The 20,762-nt window shown below is 70.5% G+C and carries 23 protein-coding genes and 1 tRNA gene; 14 read left to right on the top strand and 10 right to left on the bottom strand.

Features of this window, described 5'->3' with window-relative positions:
- Positions 1 to 4: 4 nt before the first annotated feature.
- Entirely contained in the window at positions 5 to 754 is a 750-nt protein-coding gene (locus D0D15_RS23000; protein WP_094004791.1) for a helix-turn-helix domain-containing protein, read from the bottom strand.
- 164 nt (positions 755 to 918) lie between these two features.
- Between D0D15_RS23000 and D0D15_RS22995 the strand changes: the two genes are divergently transcribed.
- The 7 genes from D0D15_RS22995 (at position 919) to D0D15_RS22965 (ending at position 6,165) form a co-directional block, all read left to right on the top strand.
- A complete protein-coding gene (locus D0D15_RS22995) occupies positions 919 to 1,254 on the top strand; it encodes a hypothetical protein (protein WP_094004792.1) in 336 nt (111 codons plus the stop codon).
- 659 nt (positions 1,255 to 1,913) lie between these two features.
- On the top strand, positions 1,914 to 2,147 hold the full coding sequence (locus D0D15_RS37180) for a hypothetical protein (RefSeq protein ID WP_233157175.1): 234 nt from the start codon (positions 1,914 to 1,916) through the stop codon (positions 2,145 to 2,147).
- An 11-nt stretch (positions 2,148 to 2,158) separates the two neighbouring features.
- Complete coding sequence (locus D0D15_RS22985) at positions 2,159 to 2,965, top strand: FtsK/SpoIIIE domain-containing protein (protein ID WP_094004793.1); 807 nt, start codon at positions 2,159 to 2,161, stop codon at positions 2,963 to 2,965.
- A 40-nt stretch (positions 2,966 to 3,005) separates the two neighbouring features.
- Positions 3,006 to 3,257 (top strand): hypothetical protein, encoded by a 252-nt coding sequence (locus D0D15_RS22980; protein ID WP_233157176.1) that lies wholly within the window; start codon positions 3,006 to 3,008, stop codon positions 3,255 to 3,257.
- A 12-nt stretch (positions 3,258 to 3,269) separates the two neighbouring features.
- Positions 3,270 to 4,769 (top strand): replication initiator, encoded by a 1,500-nt coding sequence (locus tag D0D15_RS22975; RefSeq protein ID WP_233157177.1) that lies wholly within the window; start codon positions 3,270 to 3,272, stop codon positions 4,767 to 4,769.
- 12 nt (positions 4,770 to 4,781) lie between these two features.
- Positions 4,782 to 4,961, top strand: coding sequence for a helix-turn-helix transcriptional regulator (locus D0D15_RS22970; protein ID WP_094004795.1), 180 nt, complete (start codon positions 4,782 to 4,784; stop codon positions 4,959 to 4,961).
- 184 nt (positions 4,962 to 5,145) lie between these two features.
- On the top strand, positions 5,146 to 6,165 hold the full coding sequence (locus D0D15_RS22965) for a tyrosine-type recombinase/integrase (RefSeq protein WP_158224404.1): 1,020 nt from the start codon (positions 5,146 to 5,148) through the stop codon (positions 6,163 to 6,165).
- 79 nt (positions 6,166 to 6,244) lie between these two features.
- Here D0D15_RS22965 and D0D15_RS22960 read toward each other — a convergent pair.
- A tRNA-Asn gene (locus D0D15_RS22960) sits at positions 6,245 to 6,317 on the bottom strand.
- Between the two features lie 142 nt (positions 6,318 to 6,459).
- Here D0D15_RS22960 and D0D15_RS22955 point away from each other — a divergent pair.
- The 3 genes from D0D15_RS22955 (at position 6,460) to D0D15_RS22945 (ending at position 7,520) form a co-directional block, all read left to right on the top strand.
- Complete coding sequence (locus D0D15_RS22955) at positions 6,460 to 6,702, top strand: hypothetical protein (protein WP_094004797.1); 243 nt, start codon at positions 6,460 to 6,462, stop codon at positions 6,700 to 6,702.
- A 92-nt stretch (positions 6,703 to 6,794) separates the two neighbouring features.
- Complete coding sequence (locus D0D15_RS22950; protein WP_143266169.1) at positions 6,795 to 7,259, top strand: hypothetical protein; 465 nt, start codon at positions 6,795 to 6,797, stop codon at positions 7,257 to 7,259.
- Positions 7,260 to 7,316: 57 nt separating this feature from the next.
- Entirely contained in the window at positions 7,317 to 7,520 is a 204-nt protein-coding gene (locus D0D15_RS22945) for a helix-turn-helix domain-containing protein (protein WP_094004799.1), read from the top strand.
- 136 nt (positions 7,521 to 7,656) lie between these two features.
- Here the strand turns inward: D0D15_RS22945 and D0D15_RS22940 are convergent, their stop codons facing one another.
- The 7 genes from D0D15_RS22940 to D0D15_RS22910 all read right to left on the bottom strand — a co-directional run bounded on the left by D0D15_RS22940 (position 7,657) and on the right by D0D15_RS22910 (position 16,402).
- Positions 7,657 to 8,559, bottom strand: a complete 903-nt coding sequence (locus tag D0D15_RS22940) for a sugar phosphate isomerase/epimerase family protein (RefSeq protein WP_094004800.1) — start codon at positions 8,557 to 8,559, stop codon at positions 7,657 to 7,659.
- Positions 8,560 to 8,579: 20 nt separating this feature from the next.
- On the bottom strand, positions 8,580 to 9,500 hold the full coding sequence (locus tag D0D15_RS22935; RefSeq protein ID WP_094004801.1) for a multicopper oxidase domain-containing protein: 921 nt from the start codon (positions 9,498 to 9,500) through the stop codon (positions 8,580 to 8,582).
- 27 nt (positions 9,501 to 9,527) lie between these two features.
- Positions 9,528 to 11,099 (bottom strand): OmpL47-type beta-barrel domain-containing protein, encoded by a 1,572-nt coding sequence (locus tag D0D15_RS22930; protein WP_115944727.1) that lies wholly within the window; start codon positions 11,097 to 11,099, stop codon positions 9,528 to 9,530.
- A 92-nt stretch (positions 11,100 to 11,191) separates the two neighbouring features.
- Positions 11,192 to 14,749 carry a ThuA domain-containing protein gene (locus tag D0D15_RS22925; protein ID WP_115944726.1) on the bottom strand — a complete coding sequence of 1,186 codons (3,558 nt, stop codon included), beginning with the start codon at positions 14,747 to 14,749 and terminating at the stop codon, positions 11,192 to 11,194.
- A gap of 51 nt (positions 14,750 to 14,800) precedes the next feature.
- The gene (locus D0D15_RS22920) at positions 14,801 to 15,025 is read right to left on the bottom strand and encodes a response regulator transcription factor (RefSeq protein ID WP_094004804.1); all 225 of its coding nucleotides are present in this window, start codon (positions 15,023 to 15,025) and stop codon (positions 14,801 to 14,803) included.
- A gap of 499 nt (positions 15,026 to 15,524) precedes the next feature.
- Complete coding sequence (locus D0D15_RS22915; RefSeq protein ID WP_233157179.1) at positions 15,525 to 15,746, bottom strand: hypothetical protein; 222 nt, start codon at positions 15,744 to 15,746, stop codon at positions 15,525 to 15,527.
- Between the two features lie 248 nt (positions 15,747 to 15,994).
- Entirely contained in the window at positions 15,995 to 16,402 is a 408-nt protein-coding gene (locus D0D15_RS22910) for an ATP-binding protein (RefSeq protein ID WP_094004805.1), read from the bottom strand.
- Between the two features lie 185 nt (positions 16,403 to 16,587).
- On the opposite strand from D0D15_RS22910, the gene D0D15_RS22905 reads away from it, so the two are divergent.
- From D0D15_RS22905 to D0D15_RS22895, 3 genes are read left to right on the top strand one after another with little or no spacing between them, the layout of a single operon-like run.
- Complete coding sequence (locus tag D0D15_RS22905; RefSeq protein WP_094004806.1) at positions 16,588 to 17,598, top strand: iron-siderophore ABC transporter substrate-binding protein; 1,011 nt, start codon at positions 16,588 to 16,590, stop codon at positions 17,596 to 17,598.
- Between the two features lie 5 nt (positions 17,599 to 17,603).
- Entirely contained in the window at positions 17,604 to 18,635 is a 1,032-nt protein-coding gene (locus D0D15_RS22900) for a FecCD family ABC transporter permease (RefSeq protein WP_115944725.1), read from the top strand.
- Complete coding sequence (locus tag D0D15_RS22895; protein WP_094004808.1) at positions 18,632 to 19,654, top strand: FecCD family ABC transporter permease; 1,023 nt, start codon at positions 18,632 to 18,634, stop codon at positions 19,652 to 19,654. The genes D0D15_RS22900 and D0D15_RS22895 overlap by 4 nt, the downstream gene beginning before the upstream one ends.
- A 7-nt stretch (positions 19,655 to 19,661) precedes the next feature.
- Here D0D15_RS22895 and D0D15_RS22890 read toward each other — a convergent pair whose 3' ends face one another.
- Positions 19,662 to 20,261, bottom strand: a complete 600-nt coding sequence (locus tag D0D15_RS22890; RefSeq protein WP_115944724.1) for a hypothetical protein — start codon at positions 20,259 to 20,261, stop codon at positions 19,662 to 19,664.
- Between the two features lie 79 nt (positions 20,262 to 20,340).
- On the opposite strand from D0D15_RS22890, the gene D0D15_RS22885 reads away from it, so the two are divergent.
- Positions 20,341 to 20,745, top strand: coding sequence for a hypothetical protein (locus D0D15_RS22885; protein ID WP_094004810.1), 405 nt, complete (start codon positions 20,341 to 20,343; stop codon positions 20,743 to 20,745).
- Positions 20,746 to 20,762: the final 17 nt, after the last annotated feature.

The raw sequence follows: 20,762 nt of genomic DNA, 5'->3' as shown, positions 1-20,762 counted from the left end.
AGCCTCAGTCCTCCCACTTGTGCGGTTGAGCGTGCTCCCACACGGCGGTGAAGCTGTCCGCGTAGGTGGTGAACAGGTCGCCCGCCGACAACCGCCGCAGGTGCAGCGCGGGGGCGTGCGCGGCCATCTTGCCGTAAACGTGCGGGTTGACGATCATCTCGTCGTCGAACCGGAAGATGCTGTTGTACAGCACCGTTCCGTGCGTCCGGATCTCGATTCCGGGTACGCCGTCGAGCTTGCGGAAGTAGGCCAGCGCGTGGTCGATCTTCGCCGAGATCGTGTGCGGTCCGATGCCCTCGTCGGTGCTGCGCTGGATCACCGCCGGGGCGTCCCGGTCGCCGAACAGCAGCCGGATTCGAGCGCCTGCTTCGGCCTTGCCGCGCAGCAGCTCCAGCAAGCCAGGCTTCTCGGTCATGAACATGCCCACGTAGACCAGCATGTCCACGTACGTCGTGGCCTGCGCCAACAGCTTGTCCCAGAGATCGGCCGGCACCGAGTTGCGGTGGGCGTAGACCTTCACGATCTCGGAGTTGCTGACCTCGCTCGCCGTGGCCTCGGATAGCGCGTCCGGCCACAGGTAGCTCTCGCTCTCCCGCAAGATCGCGGCGATCTTGTGCCGCGACTTCGCGTAGGGCGTGCGGCCCTTGGTGATCCAGCGCTCGACCGTCTTCGGGTCCACTGCGATACGCTCAGCGAGCTGGTCCGGGGTGAGACCCCGCGACAGCATGGCGTCACGTAGACGCTCGTTGGTCATCAACCCTCCCCCAAGTACGCCTAGGGACGTCTTCACGCTACCAGAGACGTCCCTAGATGTCCTTCCGTGAGGTGAAGCCGTCCCCGTCCTCGGCGGCATCGTCAGGGACGCACCGAAGAGCGCTATGGAGCGGTGCGGAACTGATCACCCTTGGAGGACAGGTTATGCGTCTGGTCATCGACACTTCGCAGGTGACGTTCACGGTGGGCCGAGAGGCTCAGCCGAAGACGGATCAGAACGGGATTCAGCGGGTCGAGCGCAGCACGAACGTTCCGATGTGGACTGTGCAGCTCGTTGCCATGGACGGCTCGGGTGCGGAGGTGATCAGTGTGACCGTCGCGGCCCCGCAGGCCCCCAAGGTCACCACTGGCACCGTAGTGACGCCCGTTGAGCTGCAGGCGATTCCGTGGGCACAGAACGGCCGCAACGGCGTGGCTTTCCGTGCAGTCGACATCAAGGCTGTCTCCGGTTCGAAGACGTCGGCGAACTCCGCTTCCTGACCGTGACGAACGTCTGAAGTGCTCACCCGGCATGACAGCCGGGACCTGGTCGAGCGGAACACCCTCGGCCGTTAGTCATTCCGCTCGAAGAGCAGCACGGGACCGGTCTGGTTCTTGGCGGTTCCTGTCCGGACCCGTGCCTCTTTTCGTCTCCACCTTGGAGGAGTCGTGGCGAAGTCTATCCGCCGGGCGCGTGGAGCGCGCCGAATCGATGTCATGGAGTTCTGGCACGCCCCGAAGCAGCACTGGTTCGTTGTGGGCCTGGGCGTGCTGCTGCGCTGGCGCGCAGAGATCTTTCTGACCGCCGTGTTCCTCGTGAGCATGGCCTGGCTGTATCACCAGGTCGGCGAGGGTTACGCCTGGTTGATCTTCACCGGGACCGTGGTGGTCGTGGTGCTGGTGCCGCAGACCCGCTGGTTTGTGTTCTCCCGGTTCTGGTGCCTGGTCGACCGGCACCGGCTGCGGACCTGCCTGCGGCAGGCGCGTGCCCGCACGATGAACCTGGACGGCGCGCTGCCGTTCATGCTCTGGCGCGGCCCACGAAGACCGGCGAACGCATCTGGCTGTGGAGCCGTGCGGGCTCCTCCGCCGGGGATCTGGAAGCGGTCCTCGAGTACATCGCGCCCGCCTGCTATGCCAGGGATGCGCGGGTGCACCGGGTGCGCAAGCTGTCCACCCTGTTTGCGGTCGAGGTCATCCGTCGTGACCCGCTGGACCGCTCGACGCCGATCGACTCGCCCCTGGCGAAGGTGGCGTCTCTTGTCCGCAAGTCCCGTGGTGAGGGGACCGAGCCCATCGCGGCCGCCACGGTCACGCCGCTGCCTGTTCAGGACAAGCCTGCGCCTCGGCCGGCTGGAGTGGTCGTCGACGACCTGTCCGACTACATCGACTGAGGGGGCCGGTCATGCGGAAGAACACGATTCCGGTGGCTGGGCTGTCCATCTACGACCCGGTGCACCTGGGTATCTACGAGGACGGCTACGGCGTCGACATCGAGCTGATCTGGCGCAACATCCTGCTCGCCGGGGAGCCCGGAGCGGGCAAGTCCGTGGGGCTGAACAACATCGTCGCGCACGGGGCGCTGTGCTCGGACCTGTCGTTGTGGCTGTTCGACGGCAAACAGGTCGAGCTGGGCCTGTGGCGGGAGGTGGCCGACCTGTTCGTCGGTCCCGACATCGAACGCGCTCTGACCGCGTTGGAGCGGTTGCAGGCGGAGATGGACCGCCGCTATGTCGAGCTGGACCGGGTGCGGCGGCGCAAGATCGACCGCCACGACCCGATCGACGTGATCATGGTCGTGATCGATGAGCTGGCTCTGTTCTCGGCCACGATGGGCACCAAGGACCAGCAAGAGCAGTTCGTCCGGCTGCTGCGCGACCTCGTTGCCCGGGGCCGGGCTGCCGGAATCATCGTCGTAGCCGCTACTCAGCGGCCCTCGGCCGACATCATCCCGACTTCGCTGCGGGACCTGTTCGGGTACCGCATGGCCTACCGCTGTACCACCGATTCCAGCTCCGACATCATCCTCGGCCGGGGCTGGGCCTCCCAGGGCTTCGATGCCTCCCACATCGCTCCGGAGGAACGCGGCGTCGCCCTGCTGCTCGCCGAAGGCGGCATGCCACGCCGGATGAAGACCGCCTATCTCACCGACGCGCACATTCACTCGCTCGTCGAATACGCGCGCCAAATCCGCACTCGCAAGACCGCTTAATCCCCATTCGCAATTCGACTCGCAGGAGAGGACTGCCCTCATGCTGACCGCAACCAAACCCATGGCCCTCACTCCCGAGCAGCTGTGGGTCTTCGTCACCGGTGACAACAACGCCGTCGACGTCGCCCGCCTGGCGCACGCGCCGGAGATCGGCGGCTTCATCGCTCTGCCGATTTCCGCATTCGACCCTTACGCGCTGCTGCCCGCCTACGCGCCGACCGGCGAACTCTTGGAGGGCTGGCGGTGGGCCACCAGCCGCGACGTCGAGACCTACGCGCACCTGTTCGTCTGACCCGGAGCATCCTTGACCGTCTCGACCATGACCCTCAGCCCCACCACCAAGACTGTGGTGGGGCTGGGAGCCGTCGCCGAGCCGGACATCCTGCGCCGCGCGGCCAGCCCGGACTACCGCTGGTGGCTCGCTCACGTCATGCCCGCGGCTGCCTGCTCCCGGCCCGTGCGCCTGCGCGTGGAAGCGGAATGGGGCGGCGGTGACGTCGAGCGGATCACTGACGACATGCCGGACGGGCTGCTCTACGTCGCCTGCAAGAACCGGCGGGCCTCGGTCTGCCCCGCGTGTGCGGAGACCTACCGGGCCGACACCTACCAGCTCGTGAAGGCGGGGCTCGTCGGCGGCAAGGGCGTGCCCGAGACAGTGACCGAGCACCCGTGTTTCTTCGTCACGCTCACCGCGCCGGCCTTCGGGACCGTGCACACCCGCGTGGTTAGCAACGGGCAGGTCAAGCCCTGCCGCCCCCGGCGGTACGCCCCGCCGTGCCCGCACGGTCGCTCCACTGAGTGCAGGGTGCGGCACACCGAGGATGACTCGTGCGTGGGGGAGCCGATGTGCCGGGACTGCTACGACTACGAAGCGCAGGCCGTCTGGAACTTCCACGCCGGAGAACTGTGGCGGCGCACCACGATCACGCTGCACCGCTACCTTAAGGCCGCCGCCAAGGACCGAGGCGTGCAGGTGCGGCTCTCGTATGCCAAAGTCGCCGAGTACCAGCGGCGCGGCGTCGTGCACTTCCACGCCCTGATCAGGCTCGATGGCCTTGACCCGAACGATCCGGATACCATCATCGCGCCGGACCCGAGTATCACGCCGGAGCTGCTGAGCAGCCTTATCGACACTGCTGCGACCGTCACGCGCTTCACCACGGCACCCCACCCTCGGCGACGCACCGGCTGGACCCTCACCTGGGGCAAGCAGCGCGACATCCGCCCCGTTCACCTTCAGGCGAGTGATCACGATGACCGCGGTGCGCTGACAACTACGGCGGTGGCGGCCTATCTCGCGAAGTACGCCACGAAGGCCACCGAGGAAGCCGGGCACGTCTCCCGGCGGCTCACGCAGCTCGACGCCAACATGCACGCGGAGCGCGACAACCACCAGTCCCGGCAGCTCGTCGCCTGCTGGCGGCTCGGGCAGCGGCCCTTCTACTACACCAGCAAGCAGCAGCGCACCGAGTGGGCCGAAGGCTGGGGCAAGCTCCAGAAGTGGGCGCACATGCTCGGCTTCGGCGGCCACTTCTCCACCAAGAGCCGCCGCTACTCCACCACCCTCACAGCGCTGAGAGCCGTCCGTAAGGCATTCCAGCGCGGCGAACGCCCCGAAGAGGCACTGCCGGCCGATACGGACCAGGACGGCGACGAGTCCGCCGTCACTCTCAACTGGATCTTCGACGGCATCGGTTGGCTGACCATCGGCGACGCCGCCCTGGCGAACACGGCCGCGGCCAAGGCGCGGGAGCGGAAACGCATCGCACGAAAAGAAACGGAGGAAACGTTGGCCTGCCAGTGAAAGGAGTACGAAATGGATCGACTGTGGACAGTGCACGACGTGGCGGAATACCTCGGCGTGCCGGTGAAGACGCTCTACGAATGGCGCACGAGGGACTACGGCCCCAAGGGACGCCGAGTCGGCAAGCACGTGCGCTACAAGCCCGAAGACGTGATCGCGTGGTTCGAGTCCCTCGACGACCACGCGGCCTGAAAGGAGACAGCACATGCCCCGGCCCCCGTTGCCGATCGGGACCTACGGCGTGATCCGGACGAAGGAAGTCGCGCCGAAGAGGTGGGAGGCGACTGCCCGGTTTCGGATGGCGGACGGTCGCTTGAAGCGAGTGGGACGCATCGGTCGCAGCAAGGCTGATGCGGAGACCCGTCTCAAGAAGGCCATGACCACCCTGGCGGCCGAGGTGCGGGGAGACGAGATCTCGGGCGACACGCGGATGAAGCGCATCGCCGAGATGTGGGTGGCGGACCTGGATCGGGAAGCGAAGCTCGGGGACCGCTCGCCCAACACCGTGCGGCACTACCGAGGGCAGCTCAAGAACTGGGTGTTGCCCGCCGTCGGCGAGTTGCAGGCACGCGAGCTGACCGTCACGACCTGCGACCGGCTCGTCAAGAAGGTGCACGACGCGACCAGCTACGACACGGCCAAGAGCGTCCGGGCGGTCCTGACCGGGCTATGCGGCTACGCGGTGCGGCACGGCGCGATGACGATCAACCCGGCTCGGTCGGTCGGCCGGCTGGCACGTGGCGAAGAGAAGGAAGTGGTCGCGCTCGATCGGGAGCAGCGGAGCGACCTGCTTGCGAAGCTCGAACGGCTGGCCGTCGACAAGAGCACCGACTCAGCGGGTCGGAGGCTGGGTTCTCGGGCGCAGGTGTGGCGAGACCTGCCCGACATCGTGCGAACGATGCTCGCCACCGGGGTGCGCCTCGGCGAGCTGCTGGCGCTCACGGGCGACGACGTGGACCCGGGGGAGCGGACTGTCGCGGTCGGGAATCACCTGATCCGGGTACAGGGACAGGGGCTCGTGCGGGTCCCGAACCGGAAGGGGAACCGGCCGGGCCTGCTGCTGCGGGTTCCGACCTGGTCGATCCCGATGCTCACGGAGCGGAAGCAGGCCGCGGGGGACGGGCCGCTGTTCGCCAGCTGGAACGGGGAGTGGCTGGACCCGAACAACACGATCAACCGGGTGCGGGAGGCGTTCGCCGAGGTCGGGTACGGGTGGGTCACGTCACACGTCTTCCGGAAGACCGTCGCCTCGGTCTTGGATGACGCTGACCTGCCGCTGAGCGCGATCGCGGACCAGCTCGGGAACACGCAGAAGGTCGCTGACAAGCACTACCGCAAGCGACGGGTGGCCAACGAAGCGTCAGCAGCGGCCCTGGAGGGCATGTTCGCGGAGTGAAAGTGGCGGGTTTCTGGCGGGTCAGGGGTCCCGAGTTCCTGACAAAGAAAAACCCCAGGTCGGTGACCTGGGGTGGAAGCTCCCCCGGCTGGACTCGAACCAGCAACCCTTCGGTTAACAGCCGAATGCTCTGCCAATTGAGCTACAGGGGAACGCTCTGCCTGCCCGGATCGCTCCGGGCTGACGGGAGAGAACTTTAGCCCATGGGCGATCGCGCTCTGCACGCACCCCCCGGCACTTTCGCGGGGGTTGGGGGACAATGAGTGATCGAGCCGGAGACACCAGGAGGCGGGCATGAAGACTTTCCTGCTCGGCGCGGCCGTCGGGTACGTGCTCGGGGCGCGGGCGGGCCGTGCGCGGTACGAGCAGATCGTGCGGACCTACCGGGCGGTCGCCGACCACCCGGCGGTCCAGGGCGCGGCCGGGGTCGTGCGGGCCAAGGTCGGCGAGAAGGTGGGGGAGCGGCTGCCGTTCGCGCGCTCCCACGGTGGGCCGAACGGTCACCGGGCCCGGGAGCCGAAGGCCACGCAGGCCTGAGGCGCCTCGGGGTGGTGATGCTCACTCCGGGCTCCGGTTCCGGGAATTCCCCGGAGGCGGGCACGCGGTGATCGCGGCTAGCGTCACTGCTCGTGCTCTTGCGTACCTTTCAGCCGCTGTCCCGCGTGACCGGCGACCTCTTCGGTGACTGGGACCGCGTGCCGCCGGCCCTGGTGGCGCCCTACCGGGCGATGGTCGACGCCATGGAACGCGCCGGGGTCGCCACCGGCGGGCGGCCGCCGGTGTGGGCGTGGCGCGGTGAGCTGCGGCTGATCGACGCGGTGTCGCTGTTCGACGCCGAGCACGAGCTGAGCCGCGGCTTCGCGACGGTCGAGTTCGACGCCCCCGAGCGGCTGGTGGTGGCCTCGGACTACGGGCGGTGGAACGACTTCCTCGCCGCGTCGCTGGAAGGCCGGGAGTGCGCGTGGGAGCTGGGGCCGGCCGAGCGCGAGCCGGTGCAGGTGTGCCTGCCGTACCTGCGGGCGGAGTGGGTGCGCGACGTCCGGCCGCTGCCGACCGGCGGGTGGGACCGGCTCGACCTCGCGGCCGCGGTGTGAGTCACCTTGTCCTGTTGTGTCATTGACCGGCCGTGGCCGGGCGATGACGATCGCGGAGTGGGAGAGGTGACCGACCTGCCCCGCGGCGACCTGGTGCTGCTGGGGCTGCTCGCGGAGGGGCTGTCGCCGGAGGAGGTGGCCGAGCGGGTGGGCCTGTCCGGGCGAACCGTGCGACGCCGCATCAGGGCCGTCTGCGACCGCCTCGGCGTGGCGACGCCCATCCAGGCGGTGGTGTGGGCCGTGCGGCGCGGGGTGATCTGACTTCGTGCCCGGCGGAGGCCGGGTCGGCGGTGGCACGGGGGCGCGCGTGCCCGCGGCCGTGTGGTGGCGGGGGCACGGGCGTGGGCGGTGGCTCCGGCGGGCCTGCCAATCCCCGCCGGAGCCGGACCCCGCCCGCCTAGCGCAGCCGCAGGGCGGCCAGGTAGTCGTGCATGCGGTCGGCCCGTGAATCGGTCAGCGGGTTGCTCTGGTCGTCGTTCTCGATGATGAACTCGCGCATGCCCAGGCGGGTCGCGCCGCTGAGGATGGTGCGGTAGTCGATCACCCCGGTGCCCAGGTCCGCCAGGTTGCCGGAAGCGTCCAGGTCCTTCACGTGCGCCAGCAGCATCCGCCCCCGGTTCGCCCGGATCAGCTCGACGTTGTCCTGCGCGCTCAACCCCGCCGCCGATGACCACGCCATGTCCAGCTCCAGGTACAGCAACTCCGGATCCGAACCGTCCAGCAGGATCTGGTAGAAGCTCCGCCCGTCCGGCCCGTGCCCGGTGAACTCGCTGGTGTGGTTGTGGTACCCGAGCTTCATCCCCGCCCGCCGGATCCGCTCGCCGGCCCGGTCGAACACGGTAGCGGCCTCGGCGAAACCCTCCGCCGTGTCCGGCACCCCGCCGGGGCACACGATGTACCGCTGCCCCAGGATCCGGGCCATCTCGATCAGCTCACCCACCCGCGCGTCGTCGAGGAACTCCGCGTACCCGTGGTGACTGGACACCGCCCGCAGCCCGTACTTCTCCAGCAGCGGCCGGACCTCCCGCGCGTGCGCCGGATCCGTCCCGCCCGGGAACCCGGCGAACTCCAGGTTCCGGTACCCGGCCCGGGCCAGCGCCCGCAGCACCGCCTCCGGCTGGGACATGAACGCGTCCCGCACCGAGTACATCTGCAACCCGATCCGGCTGTTCGGGATGCGCCGCCCCGGCGAGGCGGCCGCCGTCGCGGGCACCCCCAGCGCCGCCACCCCGGCCGCCGTCGCCGCCACACCCTTCAGGAACCGCCGCCGGTCGACGACGACGGGCACACCACCACACATGCCGCTCTCCTTCGCGAATCTCAGTGTTCGTGGACACCGGGCGGCATCGTGCCGTCGGCGTTGCGCACCAGGAACATCCCGGCCATCCCCATGTCCGAGTGGTTCTGGACGTGGCAGTGGTACATCCACATCCCCGGCCCGACCCCCTCACCGGCGATCACCTGGAACCCGAACGACACCCCGGGGTTGAGGTCCTTGATGTCGATCAGCGGGCTGGGGTCGTACTCGCTGGTCCGCATCCCGGTGCGGTTGTCCAGCCAGCGGTGCCCGTGCAGGTGGAAGGTGTGGAAGTTGCTGCCGTGCCCGATCGCGATCCACTCCACCCGCTCGCCGAGGTTCGCCTCGAACGTCGGCGCGTCGTGGTGCGACCGGTTGTTGATCATCATGTCGTTGAACACCACGGTGAACTGCCGCTTCGGCAGCAGATCGCCCTGCCGCCGCACCACCAGCGCCCCGTACAGGCCCTTGAGCACACCCTCGGTGCCGTGCTCGGTGCCCATCGCGTGGTCGTGGTAGTGCCAGTAACCCGCCGTGCCCTCGGCCCACGACCCGTCCGCCCGCCGGTAGCCGACGTGGCTCTTCCACACGTACCGCCGGGTCTGGCCGGGCATCACCGCGGAGCCGTTCATCAGCGTGCCGTCGGAGTTGATGTCGTAGTCGACGCCGTGCGGGTGCAGCGACAGCACCCGGTCGGTCGTGTTGACCAGGTCGATCTCGAGGGTGTCGCCCTCCCACATCTCCAGCACCGGCCCGGGCACCGTCGCCCCGCCGGGCGCGAGGCCGTAGCCGTACAGCTCGTCGGAGATCTTCTCGGCGTACATCGTGATCCGCCGGGTCGTGCCCTGCGCCCGCACCGGTGCCGCTGCCGCGACACCGGGCACCGACGCGGCCAGCCCGGCCGCCGCGGTGCCGAGCACGGCGCGCCGCGTCAACTTGGCCATGAATGGTCCTTTCGTGAAAGGGAGGAGTCACACCATGCGTTCGAACGCCGGGTTCGGCTGCCGCTCCTGCTTCGAGGGGCCGCTCGACGACACGATGGTGAACGTGACGCTGCCGATCTCGCTGGTGTTGCCTGCCTCGTCGGTGGCGCGGTAGCGGATCGTGTGGGTGCCGACGCGGTCGACGACGAACGGCTTGCGGTAGCGGGTGAACACGTTGCCGTCCAGCGAGTACTGGATGCGCGCGACACCCGAGGCCTCGTCCGTCGCGGACAGCGTGACCGTCACCGGGCCCACGTAGTCCCACGACCAGTTCTGCGCCCCGGACAGCTGCACGGACACGACGGGCGCGGTCAGGTCGCCGGCTTCGGCGATGGTGAACGACAGCATCCGCACCGCGCTGGTGTTGCCTGCCCGGTCGGTCGCCCGGTAGTGCAGCATGTGCGTGCCGACCGCGGTGATGGTCACCGGCTGGCCGTAGCGGACGAAACCGGCGCCGTCCAGGTCGTACTCGATGGAGGCGATCCCGGATTCGGTGTCGGTGGCGGCCAGGACGAGCGTGGCCTTGCCGACGTAGGAGCCCTCGGTGTTCAGCTCGCCGTCCAGGTCGGCCGTCACGTAGGGCGCGACGACGTCGCCGAGCGGATCCACCTGCACCGTCAGGGTTTTCGGCTCGCTGGTGTTGCCGGCCTTGTCGGTGGCGCGGTAGGTCAGCGTGTGGGTGCCGGTGCCGAGCACGACCGGCTGGGTGTAGGTCACGTACCCGCCGCCGTCCATGGTGTACTCGACCCTCGCCACGCCGGACTCGGCGTCGGTCGCGCTGAGCGTCACGGTGGCGCTGCCCGCGTAGTTCCCGGCGCCGTTGCGCTCACCGGCGACGCTCGCGGTCACCTGCGGCGCGGTGGTGTCGTCGTTGGGCTGCACGACGTTGATCACCAGCGTCTTCGGGTCGCTCGCGTTGCCCGCCTTGTCCGTGGCGCGGTAGTGCACGGTGTGCGCGCCGGGCGCGGTGATCGTGACCGGCCCGCTGTACGGGCGGTAGGTGTCGTCGTCGAGGGTGTATTCGACGGTCCCGACCCCGGAGCTGTCGTCGGTCGCGGTCAGCGTGAGCGTGGCCGTGCCGACGTAGTTGCCGTCGGCGTCGGTGGTGCCGTCGACGGACGCGGTCACCTCGGGCGGCGTCGTGTCCTGCTCGCCGCTCTCGGTGACGATCAGCTCGCCGCTCATCGTGTGCCCGGGCATCGCGCAGTAGTAGCGGTACTTGCCCGGGGTGAGGGTCACCTGCGCCTGGTGCAGCCCGTGCTGGGCGTCCAGCGGGCTCGCGGTGATGTTGAGGTCGACGTCGTGGTTGTAGCCCGGCGTCGACGTGTCGAAGGTCAGGGTGTGCGTCATGCCGGTGGTGTTGCCGGTGTCCGTGCTGTTCTCGAACACGATGGTCGCCGGGCCCGCCACCGCCGTCGCCGGCGCCGAGGCGTACTCGGTCAGGCTGTCGTCGGCGGTCCAGGTCAGCACCTGCTCGGCCACCACGGTGATCGGCACCGGCTCGGCGATCGCGGCGGTGGTCGTGCCGGTGAGCAGGCACAGTCCCGCCGTCGCGGCCACGAGCGCGCCACGCAGAATTCTCATGGGTTTCCTCGCAGGGGGGAGCCCGGTGGCGCCGCGCGCGGCGGCGCCACCGGGGAAACGGGAGTTGCTTACAGCTGCCGCACCCGGATGTTGCGGAACTCGATCACGTCGCGGTCGCTGTGGTTCTGCAGCCCGATGAACCCGCTGAAGAACTGCCGCAGATCGGTCGGCGGGTCACCGGCACGCGACGACTGCTTGCCGGGCGTGTTGTCGAACTCGTTGATCACCACGCCGTTGCGGATGATCGTGTAGTGCTGGCCGGTCACCCGCACCTCGTAGTCGTTCCACACGCCCTTCGGCGTCGGCATCGCCCGGTCCAGGCCCACCTGCGAGAAGTTGTAGACCGAACCGGTCTTCTGCGCGTCACCCGCGGTGTTGTCGTTGATCTGGATCTCCTGTCCACAGTAGATCGCGACCCACGCCTGCGAGGTCCGCGCCGACCAGGCCGTGCCGCAGCTGCCCGGCGGGCGTTGCTCCAGCGGGATGCGCGGATCGGGGAACCGCGTGAACACCCCGCTGTTGGCCCGGTCACCGGCCGGTGCCACGTCCCGGAACTGCAGCCGCACCGAGAAGTCGCCGAACGCCTTGCCGGAGTACCACAGCATGCCCATGCCGCCCGCGCTGTGCAGCGTGCCGTCCGGTTGCAGGTCGAACCGGCCGTCCGGCGCCTGGCTCCAGCCGGCCGTCGAGGTGCCGTCGAAGAGCCATTCGTAGGCGGTGGACCGGCCGACCTGGGACGCCGAGGCCGCCCGGGTCAGCTGGTTGGCCTCCTTGTCGGACAGCAGCCCGAAGCCACGCAGCTTCGCCGCCACGTCGGTCACGTACGCGGTGAACGCGTCGTGGCTCGCCCACGGCCGCTCGTCGTCGACCAGGTCGTTGATCGTGCAGCCGAGTCCGATGTTGCGGTTGGGCACCGCGGTTTCGCTGTCCAGCAGCCACACCTTCTGCCGGGCGTCGGGCGCCGGGCAGCTGACGGTCACCGGCAGGTTCGCGGTGGCCTTCTCCCCGTCGGCGTAGGTGACCTCCAGCGTCGCGTAGTACGTGCCGCCGAGCAGGTAGGTGTGCTTCGGGTTGGCCTCGGTGGAGGTGGTGCCGTCACCGAAGTCCCAGCGCCACGCCACACCACCGGCCTTGGCGCCGGTGAACGCCATGGTCATCGGGCCGGCCTGCGTGGTGGTCCCGACCGTGGCGGCCGCGGGAGCCGGGGTGGCCGCCCCGCCGTGGTAGGTGATGCGCAGCAGCTTCTGGTTGGGGTCGAGGCTGAAGAAGCCGCCCGCGTAGTCCAGCAGGTACAGCGCGCCGTCCGGGCCGAACTTGGCGTCCATCCAGCTCTGCAGGCCGGTGTCGCCACCGCCGCCCTTGATGATCTGCCGCAGGTCCTCGGCGAACGCGGGCGCGCCCTGGGCAGGCACGCGCGCCGGGTCCAGCGTCACCGCGATCCGGTTGTTGCCGTTGGACTCGTCACCGATGAACCACTTGTCCTCCCAGTACGCCGGCCACGCGACACCGCTGGCGGTGTTCACCTCGGCGCGGTGGTAGGTCGGACCGGACATCACGGCCTGCCCGCCGCCCTTGAGGTAGGGCTCGGTGTAGGTCGCCTCGGACTGCACGTAGGACGGGACGCCGCTGCCGTCCGCGCGCGCCGGGTAGACCGGGCCGCCGCCCTGCGGCGAGTACCAGATCGCGTTGTCCCGGGCGGGCGGGATGTCCACCAGGCCGGTGTTGCGCGGCGAGGTGTTCTTCAGGTTGTCGCAGTCGTACCAGCCGGTGAGCACGCTGGCGTCGGTGTTGCTGCGGTCGCGGTAGGGCTGCCGGTTGCCCATGCAGTACGGCCAGCCCTGGTTGCCCGCCGAGGTGATGACGGTGGCCGTCTCGTACTTGGCCGGCCCCAGTTCCGGGTTCGGCGCGCCGGCGTCCGGGCCGACCCAGCCCGCGGTGAGCCAGTCGTGCTGCTTGTCGACGGCCAGCCGGGCGATGTTGCGCACGCCCATCACGTAGATCTCCGGGCGGGTCTTGCCGCCGCCCTCCTCGGTGCCGGTGAACAGGTTGCCCGGCGGGATCGTGTAGGTGCCGTCCGGCTCCGGGTGGATGCGCAGGATCTTGCCGTTGAGGTCGTTGGTGTTGCCCGACGTGCGGCGCGCGTCCTGGAACGAGACGCCCTGGTACTCGGCCGTCCAGTTGTTGCCGGAGTAGCCGTCGGAGCCGCCGGAGGAGTTGTTGTCCCCGACGCCGATGTAGAGGTTGCCGGCGTCGTCGAACGCCATGCCGCCACCGGCGTGGCAGCAGCTGTGGATCTGCGCCGGCCAGTGCAGCAGGTCCTTGCGGGTGGCCTGGTCGATGGTCTGGCGCGCGGCGTCGTAGGTGAAGCGGGACACCGTGCGCTGGCCGATCCGCTTCTCCCGGTCGATGGAGGAGTGCGGCATCCAGTAGACGTAGAACCAGCCGTTGCGCGCGAAGTCCGGGTCGAGCGTCATGCCCACCAGGCCCTCTTCGTTCTTGACCAGTTCGTCACCGCTGCCGCGGTTGCCCATCACGGGCAGTGTGGTGAGCAGCTTGACCTGCTTGGTCTTCGGGTCCCACTGGTGGATGGTGCCGCAGCCCAGGCCCACGTTGGGGTCGTTCCAGTCCACGATCGGGCCGGACGGGCAGGCGGCCTTGCCGATGTAGAACACCTTGCCGTCGGGGGCGATGGTCAGGCCGTGGGGTTCGCCGATCTGGTCGAGCTGGCCGGGCGCGTTCTGCTTGGTGAGCCGCTCGACGGTGTAGTTCGAGGCGATCGTGGCCTTGCAGTCGCCGCGCACCATGCCGGTGGTCCAGCGGATCGCGCCGAGCAGGTGGCCGCGGAAGAGCTGGTCGGTGGTGTAGCTCTCGACGGTGCGGCCCATGCCGGTGTAGAAGGAGCGGCCGCCGGAGTAGTCGCGGCACCAGGACACCGGGTGGAACGCGCCGTTGGCGCCCTGCCCCGGCTGGTACTTCCACTCCTCGACCTGCGCGATCGTGTGCACCTGGCCGACCGGGTTCGGGCTCCAGTTCAGCCACTGGTCGGAGCGGGTCCAGTTCAGCGGCAGGCCGGCGTTGGCCGGGTGCTGGCGGTCGGTCACGTCGACGACGGCCTGCTGCACGGTGTCCGGGCTGGTGGTGGGCCGGGTGCCGATCAGGCCGGTGAACCAGTCCGATGTGGACTGCGCGCGAGCGGCGTCGTGGACGCCGACGAACCCGTTGCCCGCGGCGACGAACGCCTTGAGCGCGTCCTCCTGCGCGGCGCTGAGCGTGACCGAGTTCGCGGAGAGGAACACGACGCCGCGGTAGCGGGCGAGGTTGGCCGGGGTGAAGGCGGCCGGGTCGGCGGCGACGTCGGCCTGGAAGCCGCCGGTGCGGCCGAGTTCCTGGATGGCCGCGGCGGCCGTGTTGACGGGGTCGGCCTGGCGGTCGGAGGGGCCGTGGAAGACCAGGACCCGGACGGGTTCGGGCGCGGCGGCTGGTGGTTGCTGTGGTGGGGGTGCCGGTGCCGCGAGTGCGGGCAGCACGGGCACGGCGGTGAGCAGGACCAGCCCGCACAACTGGGCCAGTACCCGGCGGAACCGGCGTCTTGATCGGTTCGGTTCGAGGACACGTCGGTGGCGCATACCATCCCTCGCTCGGATTTCCTGGGCTGCGCGGGGTTCTCCCGCTCGGGTTCAGATGAGCTTGCGCCGCGCGGCCCAGACCACGGCCTGGATCGGGGCGTGCACGTCCAGCCGGTCGCAGATGCGCCGGATCCGGCGCTGCACCGTGCGTTTGGACAGGTTGAGCCGCCGCGCGACCGCGTCGACGGGCAGGCCGTCGGCGAGCAGCGCGAGGACCGCCAGCTCTTCGGCGGTGAGCAGGGCGGCTCTGAGGGGTTGGTCGAGCGTGGCGGTCACTTCACGCCCGCCCGGAGACCGGCCGGCAGCGTGAAACGGGATCGGATCGACATTGATCTCTGCCCTCCCAGCAGCGGGCTACTGATGCTCTGGGAAACTAACCACTTCTGCGCACGGTAGGAAGATGTCTGTCGCGAACTGGCCACTGGAAGGTCGCAAACAGGAAGAAGTGACTCCGTTCGGACCACAACTTTCGAAGGGAGTTCCGGTGGGGTGACCTGGCGTCAGCGGGGCGCGGCGGCCTGGCGGTGCGTCCGTTGCCACGGCGGGGATGTTGCCGTGCCGGGCATCGCGGCGCACGCCCGCGGCAACTCCGCGTCAGGGGGCCGAGGAACTCCGGGTGCGTCCGCTGCTGCAGCCTCGAGGCCGCGGCGATTGCGGCCAGGAGCACCGCCGCGCGCCACGCGGCGCCCTCACCTCAGTGAGACGACGACCTGGAGGTGCGTCCGCCGCCATGGCGGGGATGCTGCCGTGCCGGCGGCCCCGCGGCGCCCCCGCGTCAGCGAGGCCCGAGGAACTTCAGGTGCGTCCGCTGCCGCAGGCGCACCGACGACGCCACCGCTACCGCGGCCAGCAGCACCGCCGTGCATGCCACGCCGTGCAGCACTCCGCGCACCAGGCAGCCGCTGTCCACGCCCTCGATCGCGTACGTGCCGATCTCCCGGCTGAACCAGAACGGCAGGGCCCGCGCCACCGCGCTGCCGGGGGGTCGGTCAATCATCCGCAGCCCGACCGCTCAGGGCCAGCCCGAACGGCACGAGACGCCACCATGATCACCATCGTCAGCGCCACCGGCCCGTGCCGCACGCCGTCCTGGTCCGGGGTCGTCGCACACGTCACCGCGGAGGCGCCGCAGGGTGCGTCCGCAGTGGACCGCGACGTGCCAGGCCGAGGCAGCCCACGGGGAGCAGGGCGGCGCTGATCGTGCTGGCCCTGTCACGGTGCGCGGTACCCGGTCGCCGCACTTGCTCAACCGGCGCCGGTGGCGGCTGAACCGTCGATCACCGCCCACACCGCCTTTCCGCCGTCCGCCCTCAGCCGGTGTCCCCACGCGGCCGACAGCCTGTCTGCCAGCACCAGGCCCCGTCCGCGTGGCGACTTCGGGTTCCCGTCGCCCAGCAGCGGGGGGTCCGGGGACCCGTCGTCGACCTCCACCAGGATTCGGTTGCCGCTGCGGGACAGGCGGATCCGGCCGTGCCCGCCGCCGTGGTCGTAGGCGTTCGTGAGCAGCTCGGTCGCCACCAGCTGCACCGCGGCCACCCGGTCGTCCCCCAGGTCGGCCAGCTCGGCCGCGATCCACCGGCGCACCCGCACCAGCGGCGGCACCGGGTCCGGCAGGTCGAGCACGGACTCGCCCCTCGCCGGTGCGTCGTCCATCCCGCTCACCTACGCCCTGTCTGCTCAAAGCGCTGCGAGCGGCCGTCCCGCTCGCCGAAACCACGGCCAGTCCATGGCACACCCTGCGAGCCGGAAGCGCCACCCCCGCCTGTGATCACGGCCATCTGGACCGCGCACCCCGGCATTGATTTAGGATCGGCTTACCTAATCCCGAGAGGTTTCCCATGCGTTTCCCACGGCCGCGTGCGCGCGGTTCCCTCCTGGCTCTCCTCCTGGGCGCGGTCCTCGTGCTCGCGGGTTGCGGCTCGCCCGCGGAGCAGGGCCCGGCCGAGCCGGCGACCCCGGCCACCGGCCAGTTCCCGGTCACCATCCCGACCGCGTTCGGTGACGTCACGATCGACCGGCAGCCGCAGCGGGTCGTCGCGCTCGGATGGGGTGATGCGGAGGTCGCGCTGACCCTCGGGGTGCAGCCGGTGGGCGCCGCGGACTGGCTGCCGATCGGCGGCGACGGCGTCGCGCCGTGGATGCCGCAGGACAAGCGCTACACGACCGCGCCCACGATGCTCGGCACGATGGAGGTCAGCGCCGAGCAGGTCGCCGCGCTGAACCCGGACCTGATCCTGGACACCCGCGCCAGCGGCGACCGGGCCCGTTACGACCAGCTGGCCGCCCTCGGCGTCCCCGTCCTGGGCATCCCGGCCGGCGGCGAGGCCTACGCGACCACCTGGCAGCAGCAGCTCGACATGATCGGCAAGGCGCTCGGCCGGACCGCCCAGGCCGAGCAGGTGAAGGGCGACCTGGACGCCAAGTTCGCCCAAGCGGCCGACGCGCACCCCGAGTTCAAGGGCAAGACCGTCGCGGTCGGCGCGAAGATGGCCACCTCCTACGGCGCCTACGTCAACGGCGGCGCCCGCGTCGAGTTCCTGGAGCGCCTCGGCTTCACGCAGTCCCCGCGGGTGCAGGCGCTGGCCGGGAAGGACTTCTACATCACCGTCTCCCCGGAGCGGATGGACCTGTTCGACGCTGACCTCACCGTCATGTCGCCGATCGGCATCGACGCGAGCCAGATCGGCAGCGACCCGCTGTTCCAGGCGGTGCCGTCGGTCAAGGCCGGGCACGTGGTCGTGCTGTCCGACCAGACGATCTCGCAGGCCTTCGCCAGCGCCACCCCGCTGGGCCTGAGCTACGCGATCGACAAGGTGGTGCCGATGATCACCGAGGCGATGGCACGCTGAGCGAGGTGCTCCGCGAACCCACGACCGGACTCCCCCAGCGCCGCCGGGCCCCGCTCGGCCTGGGCCTGATCCTGGGCCTGGTGGCGCTGGGGCTGGCCGTGGTGGCCAGCGTCGCGGTGGGGGCCAAGGGGCTCCCGCCGTCGGTCGTCGCCGACGCCCTGCTGCACCACGATCCGGCGAACCCGGACCACCTGATCGTGTGGCAGATCCGGATCCCGCGGACCCTGATCGGGGTGCTGGCCGGCGCCGCGCTCGGCCTGGCCGGGGCGATCATCCAGGGCGTCACCCGCAACCCGCTCGCCGATCCCGGCATCCTCGGCGTCAACGCGGGGGCGTCGCTGTGCGTGGTCGCCGCGATCAGCCTCGCCGGGATCCAGTCGATGACCGGGTACGTCTGGTTCGCGTTCCTCGGCGCGGCGCTCGCGGCGGTCCTCGTCTACGGCATCGGCTCGCTCGGCCGCGACCGCGTCACCCCGCTGAAGATCGCGCTCACCGGCGCCGCGTGCGAGGCCGCGTTCCGGTCGCTGACCACCGGCATCCTGGTCACCGACAACGCCACCTACGAGCAGTTCCGGTTCTGGCAGGTCGGCTCGCTGGCCGGCCGCGACTCCGCGGTGGTCACGCAGGCGCTGCCGTTCCTGGTCGTGGGCTTCGTGATGCCCCTGGCCGCCGCGCGCGCCCTCAACGGCCTGGCGATGGGCGACGACGTGGCCCGCGGGCTCGGGGTGAACGTCAACGCCGGCCGGGCGCTGTGTGCGCTGGCCGTGGTGATCCTGTGCGGCACGGCGACCGCGATGGCCGGCCCGATCGCCTTCGTCGGCCTGATGGTGCCGCACGCCGCGCGGCTGATCACCGGTCCGGACCACCGGTGGCTGCTGCCGTACTCGATGGTGCTGGCGCCGCTGGTGCTGCTGACCGCCGACATCCTCGGGAGGGTGCTCGCGCAGCCCGGCGAGCTGCAGGTCGGCATCGTGACGGCCGCGATCGGCGCGCCCGTGTTCATCGCGCTGGTGCGCCGGAAGCGGGTGCGCGGATGAGCACGGTCCTGGCGGTCCACCGCCGCACGGCGCGCCGCACCGCGATCGTCACCGCCGCGCTGGCCGTGGCGGTGCTCGCGGTCTTCCTGCTCGCACTGTCCATCGGGGACTTCCCGATCGCGCTGCCCGACGTGGTGCGCACGCTGTTCGGCGGCGGCACGGTCCGGGACGACTACATCGTGCTGCGGCTGCGGCTGCCCCGCGCGCTCGCCGGGCTGCTGGCCGGGTTCGCGTTCGGCCTGTCCGGCGCCCTGTTCCAGCGGCTCCTGCGCAATCCGCTCGCCAGCCCGGACGTCATCGGCGTGACCGCGGGCTCGTCGCTGGCCGCGGTGCTGTGCCTGATCACCTTCGGCGTGTCCGGGCTGGTCGTGCCCGCCGCCGCGCTCACCGGCGGTCTCCTCACGTCGGTGCTGATCTACGTGCTGGCCTGGCGGCGCGGCGTCACCGGGCACCGGCTCGTGCTGGTCGGCATCGGGGTCGCCGCGCTGGCCGCGAGCGCCATGTCCTACTTCCTGACCCGCGCGGACGTGCGGATCGCCGCGCAGGCGCTGGTGTGGATCACCGGCAGCTTCGGCCGCGTCGGCTGGGGCGAGGTCCGGATGGCGGCGGTGTTCCTGGTCGTGCTCGTGCCGGCCGCGTTGCTGCTCGGGCGCGCGCTGGCGGTGCTGCAGCTCGGCGACGACGCCGCCAAGGGACTGGGCGTGCGCGTGGACCGGGTGCGGCTCGGGTTGCTGGCGCTGGCCGCCGCGCTGTGCGGGGTGGCGACGTCGGTCGGCGGGCCGATCGCGTTCGTGGCGTTCCTGTCCGGGCCGATCGCGACGCGCGTCCTGCGCACCGGGCGACCGGGGCTGGTCCCGTCCGCGCTGGTCGGTGCGCTGGTCACGCTCGTCGCGGACTTCGCCGCGCAGCACCTGCTCAGCGGCGCGCACCAGCTGCCGGTGGGGGTCGTCACCGGGGCGGTCGGGGCGCCGTACCTGCTGTGGCTGCTGGCCACCGGGAACCGCGGAGCGCGCTCGTGACCCGCCGTCAACCGCGGCGCGGGCGGTCCGCCAGCGCGGTGGTGCTCGCGCGGACCGCGGCGTCCGGGTCGTCGGCGTAGAACCGGATCGTGCGCGCCTCACCGGTCCGGCCGAGGGGACGCGTGACGGTCACCGGGTGGTGGAGTTCGAGCACCACGTTCGTCTGCCAGGACAGCGCGAGGGTGAAGATGTCGCCGGCGAGGTGGATCATCGGCTTGCCGGAGTGGTCTTCGCGCCGGATACGCGCCGCGGCGATGGCGTCCGCGGGGATCGGGACGTCCACGTAGGCGCCGTACCGGACCCGGACTTCCTCGGGTGAGGCGCTGTGCGGGTAGCAGGTCATCGAGCACAGCAGACCCAGCAGGAGGAGCAACGAGTACACCTCGACGACGGCGAGGACGAGGTGCACCGCGACCCCGAAGCCGACGAGCACGAACAGCAGGCCCTCGGCCACGGTCAGGACGGCGAACACGATCAGCAGCGGGCGCTGTGCCCGCGAATAGGGCATCGCGTCGGCGTCGGCCGCAAGCGCTTTCCTGCCGCGCAGCGCGAGCCCGATGGCTGCGAACGTGCGGCGCTCGTTCCGCAGGTAGTGACGTACCCCCATGGCGCCCCCAGCGTCGTTCGTGTGCTCCAGGGTAGCGACGGCTTGACCTTCGAGCCGGTCGAAGGGGCAACGTGGGCGTATGTCGAGAGAAGAGCTGGCCCGGGCGATGACGGCGGAACCGGCCGAGGCGCGGCGGATCCTGTTGCGGTTGTGGGAGGAGGGGCCGGCGGTCGACCGCTGCGCGGCGGCGCACTTCCTGGCCGACCGGCAGGACTCGCCGGAGGAGGAGTTGCGGTGGGACCTCCGCGCGCTGGAGGTGGCGCGGGCCGCCGATCCCGCGGAGGTGCGGGGGTTCTTCCCGTCGCTGCACCTGAACCTGGGTGACGTGTATCGCCGGCTGGGTGATGTGCGGCGGGCGCGCGAGCACCTGGCCGAGGCGCAGGCGGAGATCGGCACGCTGGCGGACGACGGTTACGGCGGCATGATCCGGGACGGGATCGCGCGCCTGGCGCAGCGGCTGGCGGTGACGGACACGAGCGGCTGAGGTGGTGGGGGTGGCGT

Source organism: Amycolatopsis thermalba, assembly GCF_003385215.1.
Classification (GTDB): domain Bacteria; phylum Actinomycetota; class Actinomycetes; order Mycobacteriales; family Pseudonocardiaceae; genus Amycolatopsis_E; species Amycolatopsis_E thermalba.
The sequence above is the reverse complement of the archived record's forward strand: the minus strand, read 5'-3'. Positions and strand labels throughout refer to the sequence as shown.